Source organism: Herbaspirillum sp. DW155, from assembly GCF_037076565.1.
Taxonomy (GTDB): domain Bacteria; phylum Pseudomonadota; class Gammaproteobacteria; order Burkholderiales; family Burkholderiaceae_D; genus Herbaspirillum.
The window spans coordinates 571,669-590,264 of record NZ_AP029028.1; the positions used below are offsets into that span (position 1 = coordinate 571,669).

20 protein-coding genes are annotated in these 18,596 nt (G+C 63.6%); 7 read left to right on the forward strand and 13 right to left on the reverse strand.

The genetic code is table 11. The annotated features are described in order from the left end of the window. Nucleotides 1-295: 295 nt before the first annotated feature. Nucleotides 296-505 (forward strand): cold-shock protein, encoded by a 210-nt coding sequence (locus AACH55_RS02585; RefSeq protein ID WP_088756495.1) that lies wholly within the window; start codon nucleotides 296-298, stop codon nucleotides 503-505. A 906-nt stretch (nucleotides 506-1,411) separates the two neighbouring features. Here AACH55_RS02585 and AACH55_RS02590 read toward each other — a convergent pair. From AACH55_RS02590 to AACH55_RS02610, 5 genes are all read right to left on the reverse strand, one after another. Then, a complete protein-coding gene (locus AACH55_RS02590; protein WP_338717847.1) occupies nucleotides 1,412-1,573 on the reverse strand; it encodes a hypothetical protein in 162 nt (53 codons plus the stop codon). A gap of 112 nt (nucleotides 1,574-1,685) precedes the next feature. Then, nucleotides 1,686-2,312 (reverse strand): trimeric intracellular cation channel family protein, encoded by a 627-nt coding sequence (locus AACH55_RS02595; RefSeq protein WP_338717848.1) that lies wholly within the window; start codon nucleotides 2,310-2,312, stop codon nucleotides 1,686-1,688. A gap of 83 nt (nucleotides 2,313-2,395) precedes the next feature. Beyond that, nucleotides 2,396-2,608 (reverse strand): hypothetical protein, encoded by a 213-nt coding sequence (locus tag AACH55_RS02600; RefSeq protein WP_338717849.1) that lies wholly within the window; start codon nucleotides 2,606-2,608, stop codon nucleotides 2,396-2,398. A gap of 196 nt (nucleotides 2,609-2,804) precedes the next feature. Next, nucleotides 2,805-4,457, reverse strand: coding sequence for a methyl-accepting chemotaxis protein (locus AACH55_RS02605; RefSeq protein WP_338717851.1), 1,653 nt, complete (start codon nucleotides 4,455-4,457; stop codon nucleotides 2,805-2,807). 384 nt (nucleotides 4,458-4,841) lie between these two features. After that, the gene (locus tag AACH55_RS02610; RefSeq protein ID WP_338717853.1) at nucleotides 4,842-5,390 is read right to left on the reverse strand and encodes an attG domain containing protein; all 549 of its coding nucleotides are present in this window, start codon (nucleotides 5,388-5,390) and stop codon (nucleotides 4,842-4,844) included. A gap of 203 nt (nucleotides 5,391-5,593) precedes the next feature. On the opposite strand from AACH55_RS02610, the gene AACH55_RS02615 reads away from it, so the two are divergent. Both AACH55_RS02615 and AACH55_RS02620 read left to right on the forward strand, forming a co-directional pair. After that, nucleotides 5,594-6,067, forward strand: a complete 474-nt coding sequence (locus AACH55_RS02615; RefSeq protein ID WP_338717854.1) for a nucleotide pyrophosphohydrolase — start codon at nucleotides 5,594-5,596, stop codon at nucleotides 6,065-6,067. 54 nt (nucleotides 6,068-6,121) lie between these two features. Beyond that, entirely contained in the window at nucleotides 6,122-7,690 is a 1,569-nt protein-coding gene (locus tag AACH55_RS02620) for a methyltransferase regulatory domain-containing protein (RefSeq protein WP_338717855.1), read from the forward strand. Nucleotides 7,691-7,750: 60 nt separating this feature from the next. On the opposite strand, the gene AACH55_RS02625 is transcribed toward AACH55_RS02620, so the two are convergent. The 5 genes from AACH55_RS02625 to AACH55_RS02645 all read right to left on the reverse strand — a co-directional run bounded on the left by AACH55_RS02625 (nucleotide 7,751) and on the right by AACH55_RS02645 (nucleotide 11,295). Continuing rightward, nucleotides 7,751-8,212 (reverse strand): hypothetical protein, encoded by a 462-nt coding sequence (locus AACH55_RS02625; RefSeq protein WP_338720151.1) that lies wholly within the window; start codon nucleotides 8,210-8,212, stop codon nucleotides 7,751-7,753. A gap of 187 nt (nucleotides 8,213-8,399) precedes the next feature. Next, nucleotides 8,400-8,816, reverse strand: a complete 417-nt coding sequence (locus tag AACH55_RS02630) for a DUF2325 domain-containing protein (RefSeq protein ID WP_338717856.1) — start codon at nucleotides 8,814-8,816, stop codon at nucleotides 8,400-8,402. Nucleotides 8,817-8,932: 116 nt separating this feature from the next. Continuing rightward, entirely contained in the window at nucleotides 8,933-9,667 is a 735-nt protein-coding gene (locus AACH55_RS02635) for a YafY family protein (protein ID WP_338717857.1), read from the reverse strand. Nucleotides 9,668-9,783: 116 nt separating this feature from the next. Continuing rightward, complete coding sequence (locus AACH55_RS02640) at nucleotides 9,784-10,155, reverse strand: VOC family protein (RefSeq protein ID WP_338717858.1); 372 nt, start codon at nucleotides 10,153-10,155, stop codon at nucleotides 9,784-9,786. Nucleotides 10,156-10,281: 126 nt separating this feature from the next. Further along, complete coding sequence (locus AACH55_RS02645) at nucleotides 10,282-11,295, reverse strand: bile acid:sodium symporter family protein (RefSeq protein WP_338717859.1); 1,014 nt, start codon at nucleotides 11,293-11,295, stop codon at nucleotides 10,282-10,284. 137 nt (nucleotides 11,296-11,432) lie between these two features. On the opposite strand from AACH55_RS02645, the gene AACH55_RS02650 reads away from it, so the two are divergent. Further along, nucleotides 11,433-12,281 carry a LysR family transcriptional regulator gene (locus tag AACH55_RS02650; RefSeq protein WP_338717860.1) on the forward strand — a complete coding sequence of 283 codons (849 nt, stop codon included), beginning with the start codon at nucleotides 11,433-11,435 and terminating at the stop codon, nucleotides 12,279-12,281. Nucleotides 12,282-12,302: 21 nt separating this feature from the next. On the opposite strand, the gene AACH55_RS02655 is transcribed toward AACH55_RS02650, so the two are convergent. Further along, nucleotides 12,303-12,701: a hypothetical protein gene (locus tag AACH55_RS02655; RefSeq protein ID WP_338717861.1), complete on the reverse strand. Its 399-nt coding sequence runs from the start codon at nucleotides 12,699-12,701 to the stop codon at nucleotides 12,303-12,305. Between the two features lie 106 nt (nucleotides 12,702-12,807). After that, nucleotides 12,808-14,445 carry a FapA family protein gene (locus AACH55_RS02660; protein ID WP_338717862.1) on the reverse strand — a complete coding sequence of 546 codons (1,638 nt, stop codon included), beginning with the start codon at nucleotides 14,443-14,445 and terminating at the stop codon, nucleotides 12,808-12,810. Between the two features lie 267 nt (nucleotides 14,446-14,712). Between AACH55_RS02660 and AACH55_RS02665 the strand changes: the two genes are divergently transcribed. Then, nucleotides 14,713-15,651, forward strand: coding sequence for a cation diffusion facilitator family transporter (locus AACH55_RS02665; RefSeq protein WP_338717863.1), 939 nt, complete (start codon nucleotides 14,713-14,715; stop codon nucleotides 15,649-15,651). Between the two features lie 138 nt (nucleotides 15,652-15,789). Here the strand turns inward: AACH55_RS02665 and AACH55_RS02670 are convergent, their stop codons facing one another. Then, entirely contained in the window at nucleotides 15,790-15,942 is a 153-nt protein-coding gene (locus tag AACH55_RS02670) for a hypothetical protein (protein WP_338717864.1), read from the reverse strand. Here AACH55_RS02670 and mntP point away from each other — a divergent pair. Together mntP and ilvD are read left to right on the forward strand one after the other, a co-directional pair. Further along, nucleotides 15,941-16,522 (forward strand): manganese efflux pump MntP, encoded by a 582-nt coding sequence (gene mntP / locus AACH55_RS02675; RefSeq protein ID WP_338717865.1) that lies wholly within the window; start codon nucleotides 15,941-15,943, stop codon nucleotides 16,520-16,522. The genes AACH55_RS02670 and mntP overlap by 2 nt on opposite strands. A 180-nt stretch (nucleotides 16,523-16,702) precedes the next feature. Beyond that, entirely contained in the window at nucleotides 16,703-18,565 is a 1,863-nt protein-coding gene (gene ilvD / locus AACH55_RS02680) for a dihydroxy-acid dehydratase (protein WP_338717866.1), read from the forward strand. Nucleotides 18,566-18,596: the final 31 nt, after the last annotated feature.

The following is an 18,596-nucleotide window of genomic DNA, read 5'->3' on the forward strand; positions in this document are numbered from 1 at the left end:
TGGTGTTTTGCCACGTGCGCCGGCAGCCCGGTGCAGGCGCGGCTTGCGCGGCGATGGCCTGCCTGGTGGCGACGGAAAAACCACATATTTGTCAACAGATGCAGGCATCTTGCTGCAAGTGGTGTACAATACGCTTTGTACTTGCATCAAGTTGTATTCTTGTTGGTTCCAATTCCGCCTGACTGTCGTTCCCTCCTCGGTCGTTCTGTTTTCTTTCCTTCGGTTTCAGTTCTTGGTTTCAAGTGCCTTCGAGGCATGTGCCTTCATTCGTCCAAACTTTCCAAAGGAAACAAACATGAGCAGTCAAACCGGCGTAGTCAAATGGTTCAACGATGCCAAGGGCTTCGGCTTCATCACTCCGGATGCCGGCGGCGCCGACGTCTTCGCGCACTTCCAGGACATCCAGTCCAATGGCTTCCGCAGCCTGTCGGAAAACCAGCGCGTGTCCTTCGACCGCGGTGTCGGCCCCAAGGGTGAAAAGGCCACCAACATCAAGGTCATCTAAGACTGCGATCTTCGCGCAAGCGAACCCGAACATCCTCGCTGACCGCGCCTGAACGCCTCCGGAATTCCATACGCTCCGGGAGCCAGGCCGGCAGACCCCGCAGTCTCTTCTTTTCGGCGCGATTTTTTTTCGCAGACTCTCACCTGGCAGATAGTCAGGGAGGGCCGGTTCCGAAAGAAGGGAATGCGCAGGGCGCAGCCCCTGCCAGAGACTCACCTGTGGCCGTGCAGATAGCGCGGGCAGGTGAACTTTGACGGCAGGGGCGCGTCGGTCACGGCGCAAGCCGTGTAGCAAATAGTTAGAACCCATTTCATAAATAGGCGTGAGTGCGAGCGAGTCCCGTTTGGGATGAAGTGCAAGGCGCGAATTTGGGTCAAGACTGGGCGTCTTGACCCAAATTCGTAACGCAGCAATTCGCCCAAACGGGCCGCTCCCTCCGGGTTCTGTCCAGAAAGGGCGCTGGCAAGGCGCGCGACGCGTCGTGTGGCACCGCCACACGACGCGTCGCGCGCCTTGCCAGCGCCCTTTCTGGACAGAACGCATCTCACGCCTATTTATGAAATGGGTTCTAATTAATCGCTCGTAGCAGCGTGACACCGGACCGCACCAACGGCGGCTCCCGGACCACAACACGAACACCTGGATTGCGCCCGCACCGGCCAGATAGGCCGGGCAGGGCAGCCTTGCAGCACCTGGCAGATCGCCAGGGTGATGAGGTGATCCAGCGTTAATCAATGAACGGCCCACCTTTTTTCAGGTGGGCTTTTTGCGTTCTGGAAACCGTATAAACAATATAAACAATATGGAGTTTTTGCACCGGTGCGCTGCGATGAAGACCGCAGACTAAAGAGGCAATGCCGGATACCGGAAAGGCCGGGCATCGCTGTCCGGCCCTTCGTTTGCACATCAGCGCGGTCCGCCGCCATGGCCGCCGTCTTCCCAGCCGCCGCGCGGCCCGCCACCACCACCGCCACCGGGGCCCGGTCCGCAGAACCAGGGGGCGCAGACACAGCCACCGAGCGTGGTCAGCAAAAGCACTGCCGTGAGCAGCGTCGTCAATCGTTTCATGTTCGAACCTCAAAAAATTAAAGACTTGCAGTGAGGTCGCATTGGACAACGACAGCTTGCTAAGTGCAGTCAGGCAATTGCAACAAAGGATGTCGGCACATCACGCGCCGGTTCAGTCGAAGCCGCGCACACGCTCCTTGTCCATGCGCGGCAATTCCCAGTGGAAGCGGATGGCCAGCAGGCGCACCGCAAAGCCCAGCAGCAGCGAACTCAACGTGGCGATGCGGCCATCGATGTGCCAGTGCAGGAGCAACACGTAGAGCGTGCCGGTCAGCAGCGATACGCTGGCATAGATCTCGCGCCGCAGGACCAGCGGAATTTCATTGCACAGCACGTCGCGCAACAGGCCGCCGAATACACCGGTGACCATGCCCAGCATGACCACGATGGCAGGATGGAAGTCGTCGAAGCCGCGCGCGATGTCGCAGCCGATGATGGTGAAGGCCACCAGCCCCAGCGCATCGACCACCAGGAAGGCGGATTTGAAATGATGCAGGGCGCGTGCCGCCACGGCCGCGACGATAGCCGCGCAGACGGTGAAAGCGAGGTACTCGGGATGGGCCACCCAACCCAGCGGATAGTGGCCGATCAGGACGTCGCGCACGGTCCCGCCACCCAGTGCTGCCACCGTACCGATGAGGCAGATACCGAAGATGTCCATGTCCTTGCGGATGCCCATGAGGGCGCCCGAGATGGCTTCGGCGCAGATGGCGATGAGATAGATGGTGTGCAGCAGCATGGCAGGGTCCGGGCTGGCCGGTGAGTCGCGGATCCCGGATTATTGCATGGCGCGCCAGCGCTGCCATGCTGCGCTACGCCGGATCAGGCCGAGGTATTGATGATGCCGCCTACGGAGTTGACGCCCTGTGAGCCTGAGCGGGTAGCCGGAGAAACGCTGTCGGCCACGCCGCCGGAGGCATTGTTGTTGGCGGAGGCGATGTTGCCGGCGGCGGTGCTCTTGTTGGAGGAGCTGCCGTTGTTCAGGTGGAGGTTGTTGGTGGGGTAAAGGCTGTTGGAGGAGATGGACATATTCATTTGAAGCTCCCTTTGGGTTCTAGGCAGGTGGCATCTCTTCTGTGCGGAGATGCCCGCAGGACTGCATCATAGGGAGTTCAAACGAAGGTGCAAAGGTACTGCCGCCGTCTCTGCGGGTAAAGAAGCGCAAGGCCATGTAAAGCGATGTTGGCGCGCATCGTCGACATGGCCTCAAGGCCTCGAAGCGCCAGGGGTGTCACTGCGCCAGAGCCAGTGTCCTGTCCTTCTGGCGTGACACTGGTGCGGCCGTGGCGGGCGCGGCTGTGCGGGTAGTGGTGTGGCTGATCTTGAACACCGACATCGCCTGGCTGAGCTTGATGGACTGGTCGCGCAGGTTCTCGGCCGCAGCGGCCGCCTGTTCCACCAGCGCGGCATTCTGCTGGGTGGTCTCATCGATGGCGTTGACGGCCTGGTTCAGCTGTTCGATGCCGCCGCTTTGTTCGTTGCTGGCCACCGTGATCTCGGCCATGGTCACCGCCATGTTTTCCACCGCGCCACCCAGGTCGCCCATGGCTTGCGCGGTCTCGCGCACCAGATGGTTGCCGCTCTCGACCTTGGCGCGCGAGTCGTCGATCAGGCCCTTGATGTCCTTGGCTGCGGACGCCGAGCGTTGCGCCAGGGTGCGCACTTCTGCGGCGACCACCGCAAAGCCGCGCCCCTGCTCGCCCGCACGGGCCGCTTCCACGGCAGCGTTCAGGGCCAGGATGTTGGTCTGGAAGGAAATGCCGTCGATGAGGCCGATGATGTCCACGATCTTGTGCGAGGCGGCGTCGATTTCTTCCATCGTCTTGCCCATGCGCTGCACCGACTGGCTGCCGCGCTGGGCGATGGCCGAGGCAGCCTGTGCCTGGCGATCGGCATTGGCGGCCGAGTCGGCGTTCTGACGCACGGTGGCGGCGAACTGCTCGACGCTGGAAGCGGTTTCTTCCAGGGCCGAGGCCTGCGATTCGGTACGGCTGGACAGATCCATGTTGCCGCTGGCGATTTCGCCGGTGGAGATGGTCATCGATTCCACGTTGCGGCGTACGTCGCCGATGATGGCGCGCAGGTTGACGTTCAGTTGCTGCAGGGCTTGCAGCAGCAGGCCCATGTCGCCCCGGGCGTTGGTATCGATATGCAGGTCCAGGTCGCCGCCTGCCAGACCATGTACCGCCTTGATGGCCCGCTGCAGCGGCGCCACGATGCTCGCGTGCAGCAGCGCCCAGGATGCCAGCAGCAAGGCCGTGCCACCGAAGGTACCCAGCCACACCGGGTAAGGACTGCCGCCCGCCGTTTGCACGGCGTTGCCCGCGACCACGCCGCCGAGGATGAACATCAACGTGAGGATGCTCATCATCCAGGCCAGCCGCTTGGCTATCGGCAGATCGCGCAGGCCTTGCAGCCATCCGGCCAGACCGGTGCGGGCCACCGCTCCGCGATGAATGCGCAGGCCGCGCGCCTGGCCGGCGACGAAGCGCCGGTAGGCAGTATCGGCAGCCTGCACCTGTTCACGCGTGGGGCGTGTGCGCACCGACATGTAACCGACGGCACGACCGTTCTCGCGTACCGGCGTGACGTTGGCCTGGACCCAGTAGTAATCGCCATTCTTGCAACGGTTCTTGACCAGCCCGTTCCAGGGCAGGCCTTCCTTGAGCGTGGCCCACATGTCGGCGAAGGCTTCGCGCGGCATCTCGGGATGGCGCACGATGTTCTGCGGGGCGCCGATCAGTTCGATCTCCTCGAAGCCGCTGATTTCCACGAAGTAAGGATTGACGTAGGTGATGTTGCCCTGCAGGTCGGTCTTGGAAACGATGGACTTGCCATCCTCCAGCAACCTTTCGGTGGTAGTGATCGGTAGGTTCGTGCGCATGATTGTCCCCGTGTCCCAAGCCGGTACCAAGGCCCCGGCCGTGCCGCTGTTTCAGAAAACCGCAGTGCTTTTCCCCAAGCGCCACAGCCCCGTTTTCAAACCAGGCCCGGTCAGGCCCGGCGTGCCATTCCAATTCGCTAAAGGCAATCCAAGACCGGTTCGCGATGGCCCCGCGCCGCCAGCCTGTGGTCGGGCTGACCGGCACGACACGCAAACCACGATGTCATGAATCTAAACGCTGGCCTGCGCTTTCAAATCTTTAAAAAGGCAGGCATTTATATGAATGAAGCGAAAAAAAGAGGGGGGCAACATGCCTGCAGGCAGCACAGGACGTGACGTACGGAAATTGTTTCCGCACGTCACCAGCATCGGCAGGGCTGGCGCTTACTGGCGGGGTTGTACCTGGAACAGCACGCCTTGCGGTACCAGTTCTACCGAGAGCAATTGGTCGGCCACGACCTCGGTCATGCGCTGGCCGGGGTTGTCCAGGGCGACCGTGGTGAGGCGGGTAATCAGGGGCAGCAGCTTGTCTTCTCCGCCGGAGATGAAGCTGCGCGCGGCACTGGCCGCACAGATCAGGAATTCGTCGCGCGCGCCGGGGACCTTTCTGGTCATCATCACGCCGACGTTGCGCAGTTCACCCTTCTTGTTGAGGGTGCCGATGAGCGTGGTCTGGGCCGGGCCGACCTCGGTGTCGAGCACGTATTCGTACTTGCCCGGATGCAGGCGCGACGGGTCCAGCATGTAAAGACGGGCCATGTGCTCCGGCTCTTCCACCTGCATGTCCTTGAGCACCTCGGCCAGGCGCTTGTTGAAGCGGTCTGCGAATTGCGTGGGGGTCACGCCCAGCGTGGTCTGCGCCGCTTCGTGGGCGGCCAGCTCGTTGTCGATGTGGCGGTCGCAGCCGGCGACCAGGAAGACCGTGGCCAACATGGCGCAGGACATAAAACGCAGCGGGGAACGTAAAAGTGTCAGCATGTTCGTCAGAATGTCGCGTGTTTCGCTACATTGTGCATCATTCTCTGTGGACACAAACTGTCGCAGATCAAGCGTGGCGCCGCGTTTGTGCGGGTTGGTGATAAAGTAACCGGCTGACAACAGGCCACATCATAACAACCGAACCGACGCCAAAGCCCATGACAGCTTCCCCCTCCGGCCATGTCCCGGCCGCCGTCCCCGCGACGTCCGATCTGCACGAACTGCGTGATCTGATCCGTCGTTTTTCCAGCGAGCGCGACTGGTTGCGCTTTCATACGCCCAAGAATCTGGCCATGGCCCTGTCGGTGGAAGTGGCCGAGCTGGTGGAACATTTCCAGTGGCTGCCAACGGGCGCGGACCATGAACTGGACGATGCGGCGCGCGAGGGCATCCGTCATGAGATGGCCGACGTGCTGGTCTACCTCATCCAGCTGGCCGACCACACGGGCGTGGACCTGCGCAGCGCCGTGCTGGAAAAGATGGAACTGAACCGGCGCAAGTATCCGGTCGGGCTGGCGCGCGGCAACGCGCGCAAATACGACGTCCTGTCCGCCGCCCCGTCATCTGCGGATCAGGGCCAGCACCAGGACCAGGCCGGCAGCGGCATCAGCGACGAAGGCCGTCAGCGCTGACCCTGGCCCTGTCCTTGCTTGTCCTTCCCTCATGTTTGCTGCCCGGAGCCTGCCTTGACCAACTGGAATGACGGTTACGTCGTCGACATCCCCTACACCTACGGCTACTACCCCGGCATGAATCCGGCGCGCCTGCCGCTGGCCTTCGCCTTCCACGGCCTGCAGGCGCCGCCCGTGCACACTGCTTGCGAGCTGGGTTTCGGCCAGGGGCTGTCGACCAACTTCCATGCCGCAGCGTCCGCTACGCAATGGTGGGGCAATGATTTCAATCCGCGCCAGGCGGCCTTTGCCCAGGAGCTGGCCAGGGCCAGTGGCAGTCGTGCGCAGCTGGAGGACTCAAGCTTTTCGCATTTCTGCCGGCGCGACGATCTGCCGGACTTCGATTTCATCGCCCTGCACGGCATCTGGAGCTGGGTCTCGCAGGACAACCGCGACCTCATCCTGGATTTCATCGACCGCAAGCTCAAACCGGGCGGTGTGCTGTACGTGAGCTACAACACCCAGCCGGGCTGGTCGGCCTTCATGCCGCTGCGTGACCTGCTGGTGCAGCACACGCAACTGGCCGGCAATGAAGAGCGCGGCCTGCCGACCGCGGCCCGTATCGAGGCGGCCCTGGCATTCGCCACGCGCCTGTTCGAGACCGACCCGGTGTATGCCCAGGCCAATCCCTTCATGCGCGACCGTCTCAAGATCCTGCAGCAGCAGTCGCGCAGTTACCTCGCGCACGAATATTTCAATCGCGACTGGCATGCCGAACCCTTTGCCGAGCTGCATCGCTGCTTTTCACAGGTGGGATTGGAGTTCGCCTGCCCGGCGCACTACATCGACCATCTCGACATGGCCAACCTCACGCCGGCGCAGCGCCAGTGCCTGGCCGGGATCGAGGATCCGGTGCTGTACCAGAGCACGCGCGACTTCATGGTCAACCAGACTTTCCGCCGTGATTACTGGGTGCGCGGCGGCCAGGTGCTCGACGAACGCCAGCGCGTGCAGGCGCTGGCGCTGCAAAGCCTGGTGCTGTTGACCGAGCCCGACAAGGTACCGCTGACGATCCAGAACGTGGCTTCCGAGATCACGCTCAACCGCCTCATCTATGAGCCCATCCTGCAGGCGCTTTCGGATTACCGGCCGCATACCCTGGTCGACCTGGCGGCCTCGCTGGCCCATCGCAATCTGAACCTGTCGCAGGTGATCGATTCGGCCCTGATGCTGATCGGCACCGGCCATGCGGCACCGCTGCCCCCCGAACCCGATGCCGTCACCCAGGCGCAGATCGCGCGCCGTAGCGCCGACCTGAATGCCTATCTCCTGCAACGGGCGGCGCTGGTGCTGCCTGATGGTCAGGAAGGGGACATCGGCCATCTGGTCAGTCCGCTGACCGGCGGTGGCGTGAAGGTGGATCCGGTCGAGCAGTTGTTCCTGCTGGCGCGCGAGGTCTGCGGTGATGATGTGCAAGCCTGGCCAGCCGAGGTCTGGCGGCATATCGCGGCGCAGGGAAAGCGGCTGGTGCGCGATGGCGTGCGTCTGGAAGACGAGAACGACAACCTGGACGAACTGGCACATCAGGCGCGGCTCTTCGCGCGCAACCGGCTGCCCTTGCTGCGGGCCTTGCAGGTGGCCTGAGCTGCATGCTCACCGGCGCTGCCCTGCTCACGGGGACGGGCCGGCGCGCGAGATCAGGGTTCAGGGCTGCTCGGGGCCTGGCACCAGGAACTTGGATTTGGCGCAATACATCTTGGCGTTGGTATCGTTGTAGACGATCTTGCTGCCGGCCTGCGACTGCCGCACCGGATAGGCGGAGTCGTCCTCGGGCGTGAAGCGGATGCCCAGCGCCGACTTGATGGCATCGGTCAGCTTGACCGGCGTGGTGTTGAAGTAGGCCCCGATGAAGTCGGCCTGGCTGCTGCTGTCATTGACCAGAAAGTCGGTGGCCTGCACGCCCCACAGCGAGACGTTGGTGGCCCTGAACCAGTAGGCTCCGCCTTCGGTCTTGTAGGGCGGCCCGAAGGCGGCCACCAGGTAATCGTAGAAATACTTGCTGTTGAGCTGGTTCAGGCAGAGCAGGGCATTGCCGATCTCGATGCCAAAGCTGGGTTGCGGCGCCGCCTGTGCCGACGGTGCGGCGGCCACGGCACTGGCCAGCATCAGCAGCAGCGCAGACAGGCGCGGGCGCAGGCAGGTGCAGAGGCGAGATGCGATCTTCAAACGGACTCCCGGAAATTGCCGTGTCGGCATGTGGTCGGTACGGCACGCAAGGCGCGCCGGGGAGTCGATTGTAGGGGGCTTTTGCGATTTTTTCCAAGCGAGACCGCTGAGACCGTTTTTTGGCAGGCTAGCGCCTGCCTCGCAGCACCCGGTCGCCACGTGCCGAGCGGCCCTCCTGCGGTGCTTCGCTGGCCGCCAGATGGCCCAGGCCATCGAGGAAGGAGGCAATGCCGGTGCCCTTGACCAGCACGCAGGGCTTGCCCAGCTTTTTGCAGGTGCTCTTGACCAGGTGATAGGCGTTGTGGCTGATGTTGCCCGAAGCGCAGATCACGATGTCAGCCGCGGCCAGCATTGGCGTGAGCCGATGCAGATTGTCTTCACGCCCGCCGTCGTGATGCAGGAAGCGTCCCGCGCGGGTCTCGATCTCGGTGCGGTAGTGATTGCGGGCGCCGGTCAGCCCGCCGACGCAGAGCACACAGCGGTCACCGAGGGACAAGGCGATGGGGGTGGCAGCAGAAGCAGCAGAAGCAGCAGCAGGACGCATGACGGGACTCGCGGGAAGTGAGTGACGGTCCCAGACTAAACGCTTGCTCGAGGCTTGCGAACGAATCAATCCGCAGCAGCATATGCGGTTTGCGTTGGCGCTGGCCGGCCAGCTGGTCAGGCGTTGGTCGGTTGCGCAGGTGGTGTGGCGGGGGTGGTGGAGGGCTGCGTACGCGCCTGGCGCTGCATGGCGCGCACGAAGTCCGGCAGGCGGCGGCCGTTGCGGTCCGGGTAATGTCCTTGCGCGCTCATCTGTTGCACCCGGTCCAGCCGGAAGGAACGGAAGTCCTCGCGCGTCTCGCACCACGCGGCCAGCAGCCAGGTACCCCCGAAGAAGGCCAGCGCCAGCGGCCACACCACGCGCTGGCTGCTGCGCTGTTGGGCATCGGTGTAATGCAGCAGCAGCTTGTGGCGGCTGCCGATGGCCTGGCGGATTGCTTCGAGCCGTTCGCCCTGGCCGCAGTCATCCTGCATGGCCGGCGCAAAGAGCGGCGTGGCCTCGACGAAATCGCGTTTTTCCTTGGGCAGGGCCAGCACCACCTTGGCCAGCGCCGAGGCGGCCGAGGCGCCCAGCTGCGGGCCGCCCCAGGCCTGCACCATGCGCATGCCGATCACCAGCGCGTCGATTTCATCGGCGTTGAACATCAGCGGCGGCAGGTCATAGCCCGGCTTGATGCGGTAACCAACCCCGGCCTCGCCATCCACCGGCACGCCCGAGAGCGACAGGTCGCGGATGTCGCGGTAGACCGTGCGCTCCGAGACCGACAGCCATTGCGCCAGCTGGCGCGCCGTGGTGAGACGGCGGCCGCGCAGGTACTGGGTGATCTGGAACAGGCGATCGGCTCGGCGCATGGCAGGCAGACGAAAAAATGATGCGCGCCATTCTGGCACGCAACATCCCCGCCCGCCACAGACTTCGATGCTGCTGTGCAAGATGCGCGCAGAGCGCTCACCAGGCGGCCCGGCGCTCAGTGCATCGCGTGCAGGGCCAGGCGATTGCCCTCGCTGTCGATGAACTGGGCGATGTAGCCGATATCGTTGGGCAGCTGGAAGCGTTCCATGGTGACTTCGCCGCCGGCTGCCTTCACGCGGTCCAGCACGGCCTGGATCGAAGGGCCGGCATCGAGGTAGATCAGCGTGCCCTGGCGCGTGGGTTCCAGCCACCCCGGGCCGGTCAGGCAGCCGATGGACTGGCCGTCGTTGCGCACGAAGATGGCCATCGGGCCCTCCTCGGACATCTGTTCCTGGCGCAGCTTGGTAGCAAAGACGGTTTCGTAGAAGCGCGTGGCGCGCTGCAGATCCTTGGTGGCGATCTCGAACCAGTTGACTTGGGTTTGCATGGTGTTCTTCCTTGTCTTGTGAGTGAAGCGTTGTCTATGCCGTGTGGCATGGAACGCATCATGCGCGAGGGCTACTGACAACGTTCTGTCAGTAGCCCCCGCACCTCGGCAATAACAGGGAAGATTTCAGCGGGCGGCCGCAGCCGGCACACCTTCCTGGGCACTGCTTGCGGGCGCTTCCTCGCTGTCATGGCGTGCGGCATAGCGCCGAGCCAGCACCGCACACAGCATCAGCTGCATCTGGTGGAACAGCATGATGGGCAGCAACACCACCGCCGCGCCGCTACCGGCAAAGAGCACCGAAGCGATGGGAATGCCAGAGGCCAGCGACTTCTTGGAACCGCAGAAGACCAGCACGATTTCATCGCCGCGCGGCATCTTCAGGGCGCGTGCGCCGAAGGTGGTCACCAGCAGCACGGTGCCCAGCAGCACCGCATTGACCAGCACCAGCAAGGCCAGCTGTCGCGGCGGGAACAGATGCCACACGCCTTGCGCCACGGCCACGCTGAAGGCGGAATAGACCGACAGCAGGATGCCGCCGCGATCCACCACGTTGACGATGACCTTGTGGCGATTGATCCAGTCACCGATCCACGGACGCATCAGGTTGCCCAGCACGAAGGGCAGCAGCAACTGCAGCAGGATGCTCAGCACTTCCGACACGCCGTTGGCTTCGTGATGGCGATGCAGCAGCAGTGTCACCAAGAGCGGGGTGATGACGATGCCCAGCAGGTTCGAAGCAGTCGCTCCGCAGATCGCAGCGGGCACGTTGCCGCGCGCAATCGAGGTGAAACCGATGGACGACTGCACGGTGGAAGAGAGCGTACAGACGAACAGCACGCCCATCCACAGTTGCGGGGTCAGCAGGTCGGGGACGGCGCTCTTGAGGGCCAGGCCCAGCAGCGGGAACAGGATGAAGGTCGAGGCCAGCGTGACCAGGTGCAGGCGCGGCTGCTTCAGCCCCGACAGCGCGGCCTCGCGCGAGAGCTTGGCACCGTGCAGGAAGAACAGCAGCGAGATGGCCGCATTGCTGGCGATGTGCATGAAGTGCTCGAAGCTGCCGGTGGCCGGGAAGAAGGTCGCCAGCAACACGGTGCCGACGAGCAACTGGGTGAAACGATCGGGGAGGAAGCGGTTCATGGCGCTCTCGGAGGTAACGGGAATGAATGGAGTGAATGGACTGTGCGGGTTTGCCCTCATGATAGGAAAACGCCCGGCCATCGGGAACCCCTCTGATCGCGTTGACTGTCATCGGAAATGCCGATGATAATGTCCAGATGCTCAATCCCACCTGGCTCCAGACCTTTGCCACCGCCGCTGCCTCGGTCAGTTTCACCGAGGCCGGGCGGCAACTTGGGCTGACCCAATCCACCGTCAGCGACCACATCCGGCGCCTGGAAGACAGCCTGGGCCGGCGCCTGTTCGTCCGTGATACGCATTCCCTGGCGCTGACCGCCGATGGCGAGAGCCTGCTGGTGCACGCCCGCCTGATCCTGCAGGCGCATGCCCGCGCCGAAGCCCAGTTCAGCGCCCCGCGCCTGCGCGGCCGGGTGCGCTTCGGCACCTCCGACGACCTGGCCATGGGGCCGTTGCCGGATATGCTGGCGGCCTTTCGCAGCCAGCATCCTGAAGTCGAACTGGAAATCACCATCGGCCTGACCAGCGACCTCTATGCCTCGCTCGACCAGGGCAAGCTGGATCTGCTGGTTGGCAAGCGCCGCGCGGGCGAGTCGCGCGGGCACAGCATGTTTTCCACGCCGATGCAGTGGCTCACGCGCCCGGACACCCTGGTCGACCTGACCGAACCGCTGCCGCTGATCCTCTTGCCCGAACCCAGCATCACGCGCGCGGCTACCCTGCAGGCGCTGGGCAAGTCCGGGTATCACTGGCGCATCGTCTGCACCAGCGGCAGCCACGCCGGCTGCATGGCGGCCGCGCGCGGCGGCCTGGGGCTGGCGGCCTTGCCGCAGCACCTGTCCTCACGAGACTTGGTGGTGCCGTTGAATCACGCAGCGCTGCCGCGCCTGCCGGATGTGGAATATGTGGCCCTGACTGCCCGACGGCTGTCACGCCCGGCCGATACGCTGTACCAGATCCTCATGGCCAGCCGCTTGAGCCAGCGCTGAACGCTGCACTTGCAGCGCTTCTCAGCTGGCCTCGACGATCAGCGCCGGCTGCTCCAGTGAACGGATGCGCCGGTCCACGAAGTAACCACCGGCCTCCATGTAGCGCAGGTAGTGGCGCCCGCATTGCGTGCAGCGCGCGATGTTGCAGCGGTTGTAGGGATACCAGGCCGGCGCGATCGGAGCCTCAGGGGAGGCATAGCGCGTGCCTTGCGGATGGTATTCGGTGAAGGTCGGTTCGTCGTAGGGATCGGCGATGAGAGTCGCGATGTCCACCAGTTGCGTTTCCGGCAGCGACAGCGGCAGGCTGATCCAGCCACCGCTGTCGGCCGCACGGCAGTTGCAGTCCTGCGTGACGGCCGCGCTCTGGGTGGCAAGGGCGCGCAATTGCGCCAGGTCCGGATGGGGAAGCAGATCTTGCATGGCAGGGGAGAATTCAGTGCGTGGATCTGCGGCGGCCTGTGGACAAGTGGCGCGTAAACGATATAAATGATTTATCCACAGGCCGCCCGACGAGATGCGGGCAGGTTTACTTCTTCGGGTTGTAGCGGATATCGCCTTCGAACAGTTGCGCGGTACCGCCACCCAGGTCGGACTGCACCGGCCACACCTCATGCCCGATGCGCAGCTCGGTGCCTTCATGCACGGCCTTGGCCACGATGATGCGCGCGTCTTCGGCGGCGACCATGCCTTCCTTCATCTGGCTCACTTCCTCCAGCAGCACCTTGACCTCGTAGGCCAGCGCCTTGCGCTTGTCGCTGGTTTCGTGCAGCAGTTCCGGCGTGGCCTTCTCGGGGTTGAGCTTGTAGTAGCTCTGTTGCTTGATGGTGCGGTCCAGCTCGGCCACCTTGCGGGTGTATTCCTGTTCCTTGATGGCGATCTTCTCTTCCAGATACGGGTCCAGCCCCACCTGCACGCGCGTGTGCGTGGTGGTGGGTGCGCCGATGACGTTGGCGCGGATGATGTTGGTGGCTTCCACGCGTCCGCCGATGATGTGGCCGGTGCGCGGATTGCCCTTGCCTACCGTGATCTCGTTGCCTGCCAGCAGTTCACAGTGGCGGGCGTTGCCCAGCACCAGGATGTCTTCGGCCGCTTCGATATGGGCGCTTTCGGCAAACATCACCTGCACCGATTTCTGCGAACTGATGCGCGAGGCAATGGACGTGGTGCCGGCCTGCGCGGTCACGCCTTCGGTGTGGCCGATCACGCCACCCTTGACCGTGACGCTGCCGCCGGCCACGATCTCGGCCGCTTCCACGGTGCCGTTGACCACCACGTCGCCGCCCACGTTCATCTTCATGCCGGTGAGCACGTCGCCCGAGACGCGCACCGTGCCTTCGAAGCTGAGGTTGCCGGTGGACAGGTCGACGTTTTCCACATCCAGCACCGGATTGACCTTCACGCCATTCTTGATGACCGTGGGCTGGCCCGGTACGATGGCCACCAGCAGGTCGGGGTCTTCTTCGCTCGGTTCGGCACCGATGCATTCCTTGGAAAAGGGCACATCGGCAATCGGCCGCGCCGGCACCTTGCCGCCACGGATGTCGATGCCATCCTGGCCCGGCACCGGGGGAATGCGCCGCATCAGCGGATCGCCCACTTTCACCAGCAAGATGTGACCCATGTCGGCGTAGGAGACCACGGCATCTTCGTCGATGTCGGCCAGCTCTTCTTCCTTTTCTTCCAGCAGGCTCTCGAAACGGGCCGGCTCGGCAGGCGTGGGCATGAGCCCCTGCGCCACCACCAGCTTGTTGCAGAAGCCGGCCGACAGCGCCGCGCGCAACTGCTCATGCAGGATGCCGTAGGTGATGCCGGCGGCGCGGATGGCATTGACCACTTCCACGCTCTTGGCGCGGCCGCCGTAGGGCGGCACCAGGGTCAGCGAGGCCGTCATCAGGTCATCGTCCACTTCCAGCGAGAACTCGCCGTCGCGGCGCTCGGCGATGACTTGCGTGATCGGCTCCTTGGCATCTTCGGCCTTGCGCACGAAGGCGTTGAGCACCGAATCCTGGAAAAAAAGTTTCGTCAGTCCTTGGTCGGCCATGGCCTGTTTCAGGAAGGCCAGCGTGAGCGGCGGAAAGCCCTGTACGGGCTGCCAGGTGGCGCTCAGTTCGCCGCTGGCCCTGTCGAACGCAAACGACAGCGGTTGCGGAGTTGCTTGGTTCATTCTGTTCCTCGATGTAAGGCTGCACCGGGTCTGTTTCGGATCGCTCGCGTGTCGTGACACAAGCCAGTGACGCGGGGATGTCTGGTCCTGCCATGGAGGTGCGGGCCCTGATCCGGCGCGTTGCTGACCGCACCGGCAAAAAGGCGGCGGCAGTCCCCCTGACGCAATACGGATGACATTGTAATGTGGCAAGATGATCCAGTAATTTGGTCGGTAGCACAAGTTTTGCCAATTTTGGCTCTAGATTAGGCTCTTATCGTTGGTTTTATGTTAAGTACCCAAATAGAAGACTTCAAGGGAGAAGATCCTCGTGAAGATGCCTTGAGTGCGGCCCGCTATCGGGCAGGCCGTACCAGTACGCTGGTCAGCATCGTGGTCAATATCGCGCTGGTGATGCTGCAGGTCACCGCCGGCGTGTTCTCTGGTTCGCAGGCGCTCATTGCCGACGGCATTCATTCGCTGTCGGATCTCATTTCCGATTTCGTGGTGCTGCTGGCCGGCCATCACAGCCGCAAGCAGGCCGACGACGATCATCAATATGGTCACCAGCGTTACGAAACGGCGGCCTCGCTCGCGCTGGGTGCGCTGCTGCTGGCGGTGGGCCTGGGCATGCTGGTCTCGGCCGCACAGAAGATCCAGCACTATGGCCACACGCCGCCGGTGCACGTTGCTGCCTTGTGGGTTGCGTTGACGGCGCTGCTGGCCAAGGAGCTGCTGTTTCGCTACATGCTGCGCATCGCCGAGCGGGTGCGCTCCAGCATGCTGGTCGCCAATGCCTGGCATGCACGCTCGGACGCCGCATCCTCATTGGTGGTGGCGCTGGGCATTGTCGGTAGCCTGGCCGGTTTCACCTTGCTTGATCCGGTAGCGGCGGCCGTGGTGGGCTTGATGGTGGTGCGCACCGGCTGGGGATTTTTCTGGAGCGCCTTGCACGACCTGATGGATCGCGCCGTCTCAGCCGAAGAAGCGCAGGCCATCCGCGCCACCATCCTTGCCACGCCCGGCGTGCAGGGCCTGCACGACCTGCGCACGCGGCGCATGGGCGACCTCACGCTGGTGGATGTGCATCTGGAAATCGATGGTGGCCTCACCGTCACCGAAGGGCATGCCATTGCCATCGACGCACGCAGGCGGGTGCTGGCGGCGCATCATGTGCTGGATGTGATGACGCATGTGGATCCGGTGGGGCAGGGTAATGCGCACTGATCGTCACAATGTATGCCTGGCAAACCATTGTGTAGCGCACGCCGCATCATTCTGACGAACGCGGCACGACAACTTGTCTAGCCCGTCCGTCTTCGTTTAAAATCGTGGCTTCTCTTTGGGGAGTAGCCAGCTTCCGGGTCATCCGGAAGAGCCCGTGTCAACATTCTCGGCAGCATCGCTGCCGTGGCGCGGGTAGCCATCCAGGTAGGCGAGACCATAGACGTATCCTGCGGCCAGGCTGGGCGCGCAGGCACGTCCATGGACTTCGCCCGGCCAAGGAACCCCGTTCATGAATTTCCCCGCTCTCGTTCTCCTCGCGCTTGCGATGTCCACTGACGCCTTTGCGGCAGCCATCGGCAAGGGCGCCGCCATGCAGAAGCCACGCTTCCTGCAGGCATTGCGCATCGGTCTGCTGTTCGGCGTGATCGAAGCCATCACGCCCCTGATCGGGTGGTTCGCCGGTTCTGTCGCGACCAAGTGGGTCTCGCAATGGGATCACTGGATCGCCTTCGTGCTGCTGCTGGTGCTGGGCGCGCGCATGATTCGCGAAGGTCTCAGCGACGACGATGAGGAAGACGCCGCCGACGTCACCCCCCAAAAGCAATCCGTGGTCATGCTGGCCCTCACCGCCGTGGCCACCAGCATCGACGCCATGGCCGTGGGCGTGGGCCTGGCCTTCATCGACGTCAACATCCTCGAAGCCTCCCTGCTCATCGGCCTGGCCACCACCACCATGGTCACCATCGGCATCATGGTCGGCCGCGTGCTGGGGCATCTGATCGGCAAGCGTGCCGAGATCATCGGTGGCGTGGTGTTGATCGGCGTGGGGGCGGCGATCCTCTATGAACACCTGAGCCGCGTGGGTGGCTGAAGCCAGGAGAAGTGCGCTGCCAGCGCCGCGCACTATCTTGTGTGGCTGGCAGCACCTCTTGCGGTTGATTCATATCGATGGTGTATTAATACCCATCGAATTATATATTGGACAAACAGTCCTCCTGCGGGCACTCTTGTGCTCCCTTTTTCCCTAAGCAGCCCTGAGGAGACACCCATCATGCCGACCTACCGTTCCTATACCACCACCCAAGGCCGCAACATGGCCGGCGCGCGTGCGCTGTGGCGTGCCACCGGCATGAAGGATGGCGATTTCAGCAAGCCCATCATTGCGGTGGTGAACTCCTTCACCCAGTTCGTGCCCGGCCACGTCCACCTGAAGGACCTGGGCCAGCTGGTGGCGCGCGAGATCGAGGCGGCCGGCGGCGTGGCCAAGGAATTCAACACCATCGCCGTGGATGACGGCATCGCCATGGGCCACGACGGCATGCTCTACTCGCTGCCCTCGCGCGACCTGATCGCCGACTCGGTGGAATACATGGTCAACGCCCACTGCGCCGACGCCATGGTCTGCATCTCCAACTGCGACAAGATCACCCCGGGCATGTTGATGGCCGCCATGCGCCTGAACATCCCCGTGGTCTTCGTCTCCGGCGGTCCGATGGAAGCCGGCAAGGTCATCAAGACCGTCAACACCGACAAGAAGGTCATCAAACTGGATCTGGTGGACGCCATGATCCAGGCAGGCGACAAGAACATCTCGGACGCCGACGTGGCCGAAGTGGAACGCTCGGCCTGTCCGACCTGCGGTTCCTGCTCGGGCATGTTCACCGCCAACTCGATGAACTGCCTGACCGAAGTGCTGGGCCTGTCGCTGCCCGGCAATGGCACCATCGTCGCCACCCATGCCGACCGCAAGGAACTGTTCCTGCGCGCCGGCCGCCTGATCGTCGAACTGGCCAGGCGCCACTACGAACAGGACGACTACAGCATCCTGCCGCGCAACATCTGCACCAAGGAAACCTGGGAAAACGCCATGACCCTGGACGTCTCCATGGGCGGCTCCACCAACACCGTGCTGCACTTGCTGGCCGCAGCCCACGAAGCCAAGGTGGAATTCACCATGGCCGACATCGACCGCATCTCGCGCAAGGTTCCCTGCCTGTGCAAGGTCGCACCGATGACCAACAAGTACCACATCGAAGACGTGCACCGCGCCGGCGGCATCATCTCCATCCTGGGTGAGCTGGCGCGCGCCGGCCTGCTGGATACCTCGCGTCCGACCGTGCACAGCAAGACCCTGGGTGAGGCCATCGAGAAATTCGACATCCGCGTCACCAGCGATCCGGCCGTGCACAAGCTGTTCCGCGCCGCGCCCGGTGGCGTGCCCACGCAAGTGGCCTTCTCGCAGGAAGAGCGTTACGAGGAAAGCGATCTGGACCGCGCCAACGGCTGTATCCGCGACCGTGAACACGCCTATTCGCAAGATGGCGGCCTGGCGGTCCTGTACGGCAACATCGCCGAGAAGGGTTGCATCGTCAAGACCGCAGGCGTGGATGAAAGCATCCTGAAATTCTCCGGCACCGCGCGTGTCTTCGAGAGCCAGGACGCCGCCGTCGAAGGCATCCTGGGCGACAAGGTGAAAGCCGGCGATGTGGTCATCGTGCGCTACGAAGGCCCCAAGGGCGGCCCCGGCATGCAGGAAATGCTGTACCCGACTTCGTACATCAAGTCCAAGGGTCTGGGCAAGGCCTGCGCATTGTTCACCGATGGCCGCTTCTCCGGCGGTTCCTCGGGCCTGGTGATCGGCCACGCCTCGCCGGAAGCGGCTGAAGGCGGCGCCATCGGCCTGGTGGAGGAGGGCGACATGATCGACATCGACATCCCCAACCGCACCATCAATCTGCGCATCTCCGGTGAGGAACTGGCCAAGCGCCGCGCCGACATGGAAGCCCGTGGTGATGCTGCCTGGCAGCCGGGCAACCGCCAGCGCGTGGTGTCGCAGGCATTGCAGGCTTATGCTGCGCTGACCACTTCGGCCGATCGTGGCGCCGTGCGTGACCTGTCGCAACTGAAGCGCTGATCGCTGCCGGCCATTCCCGGCCCTCGCCGCA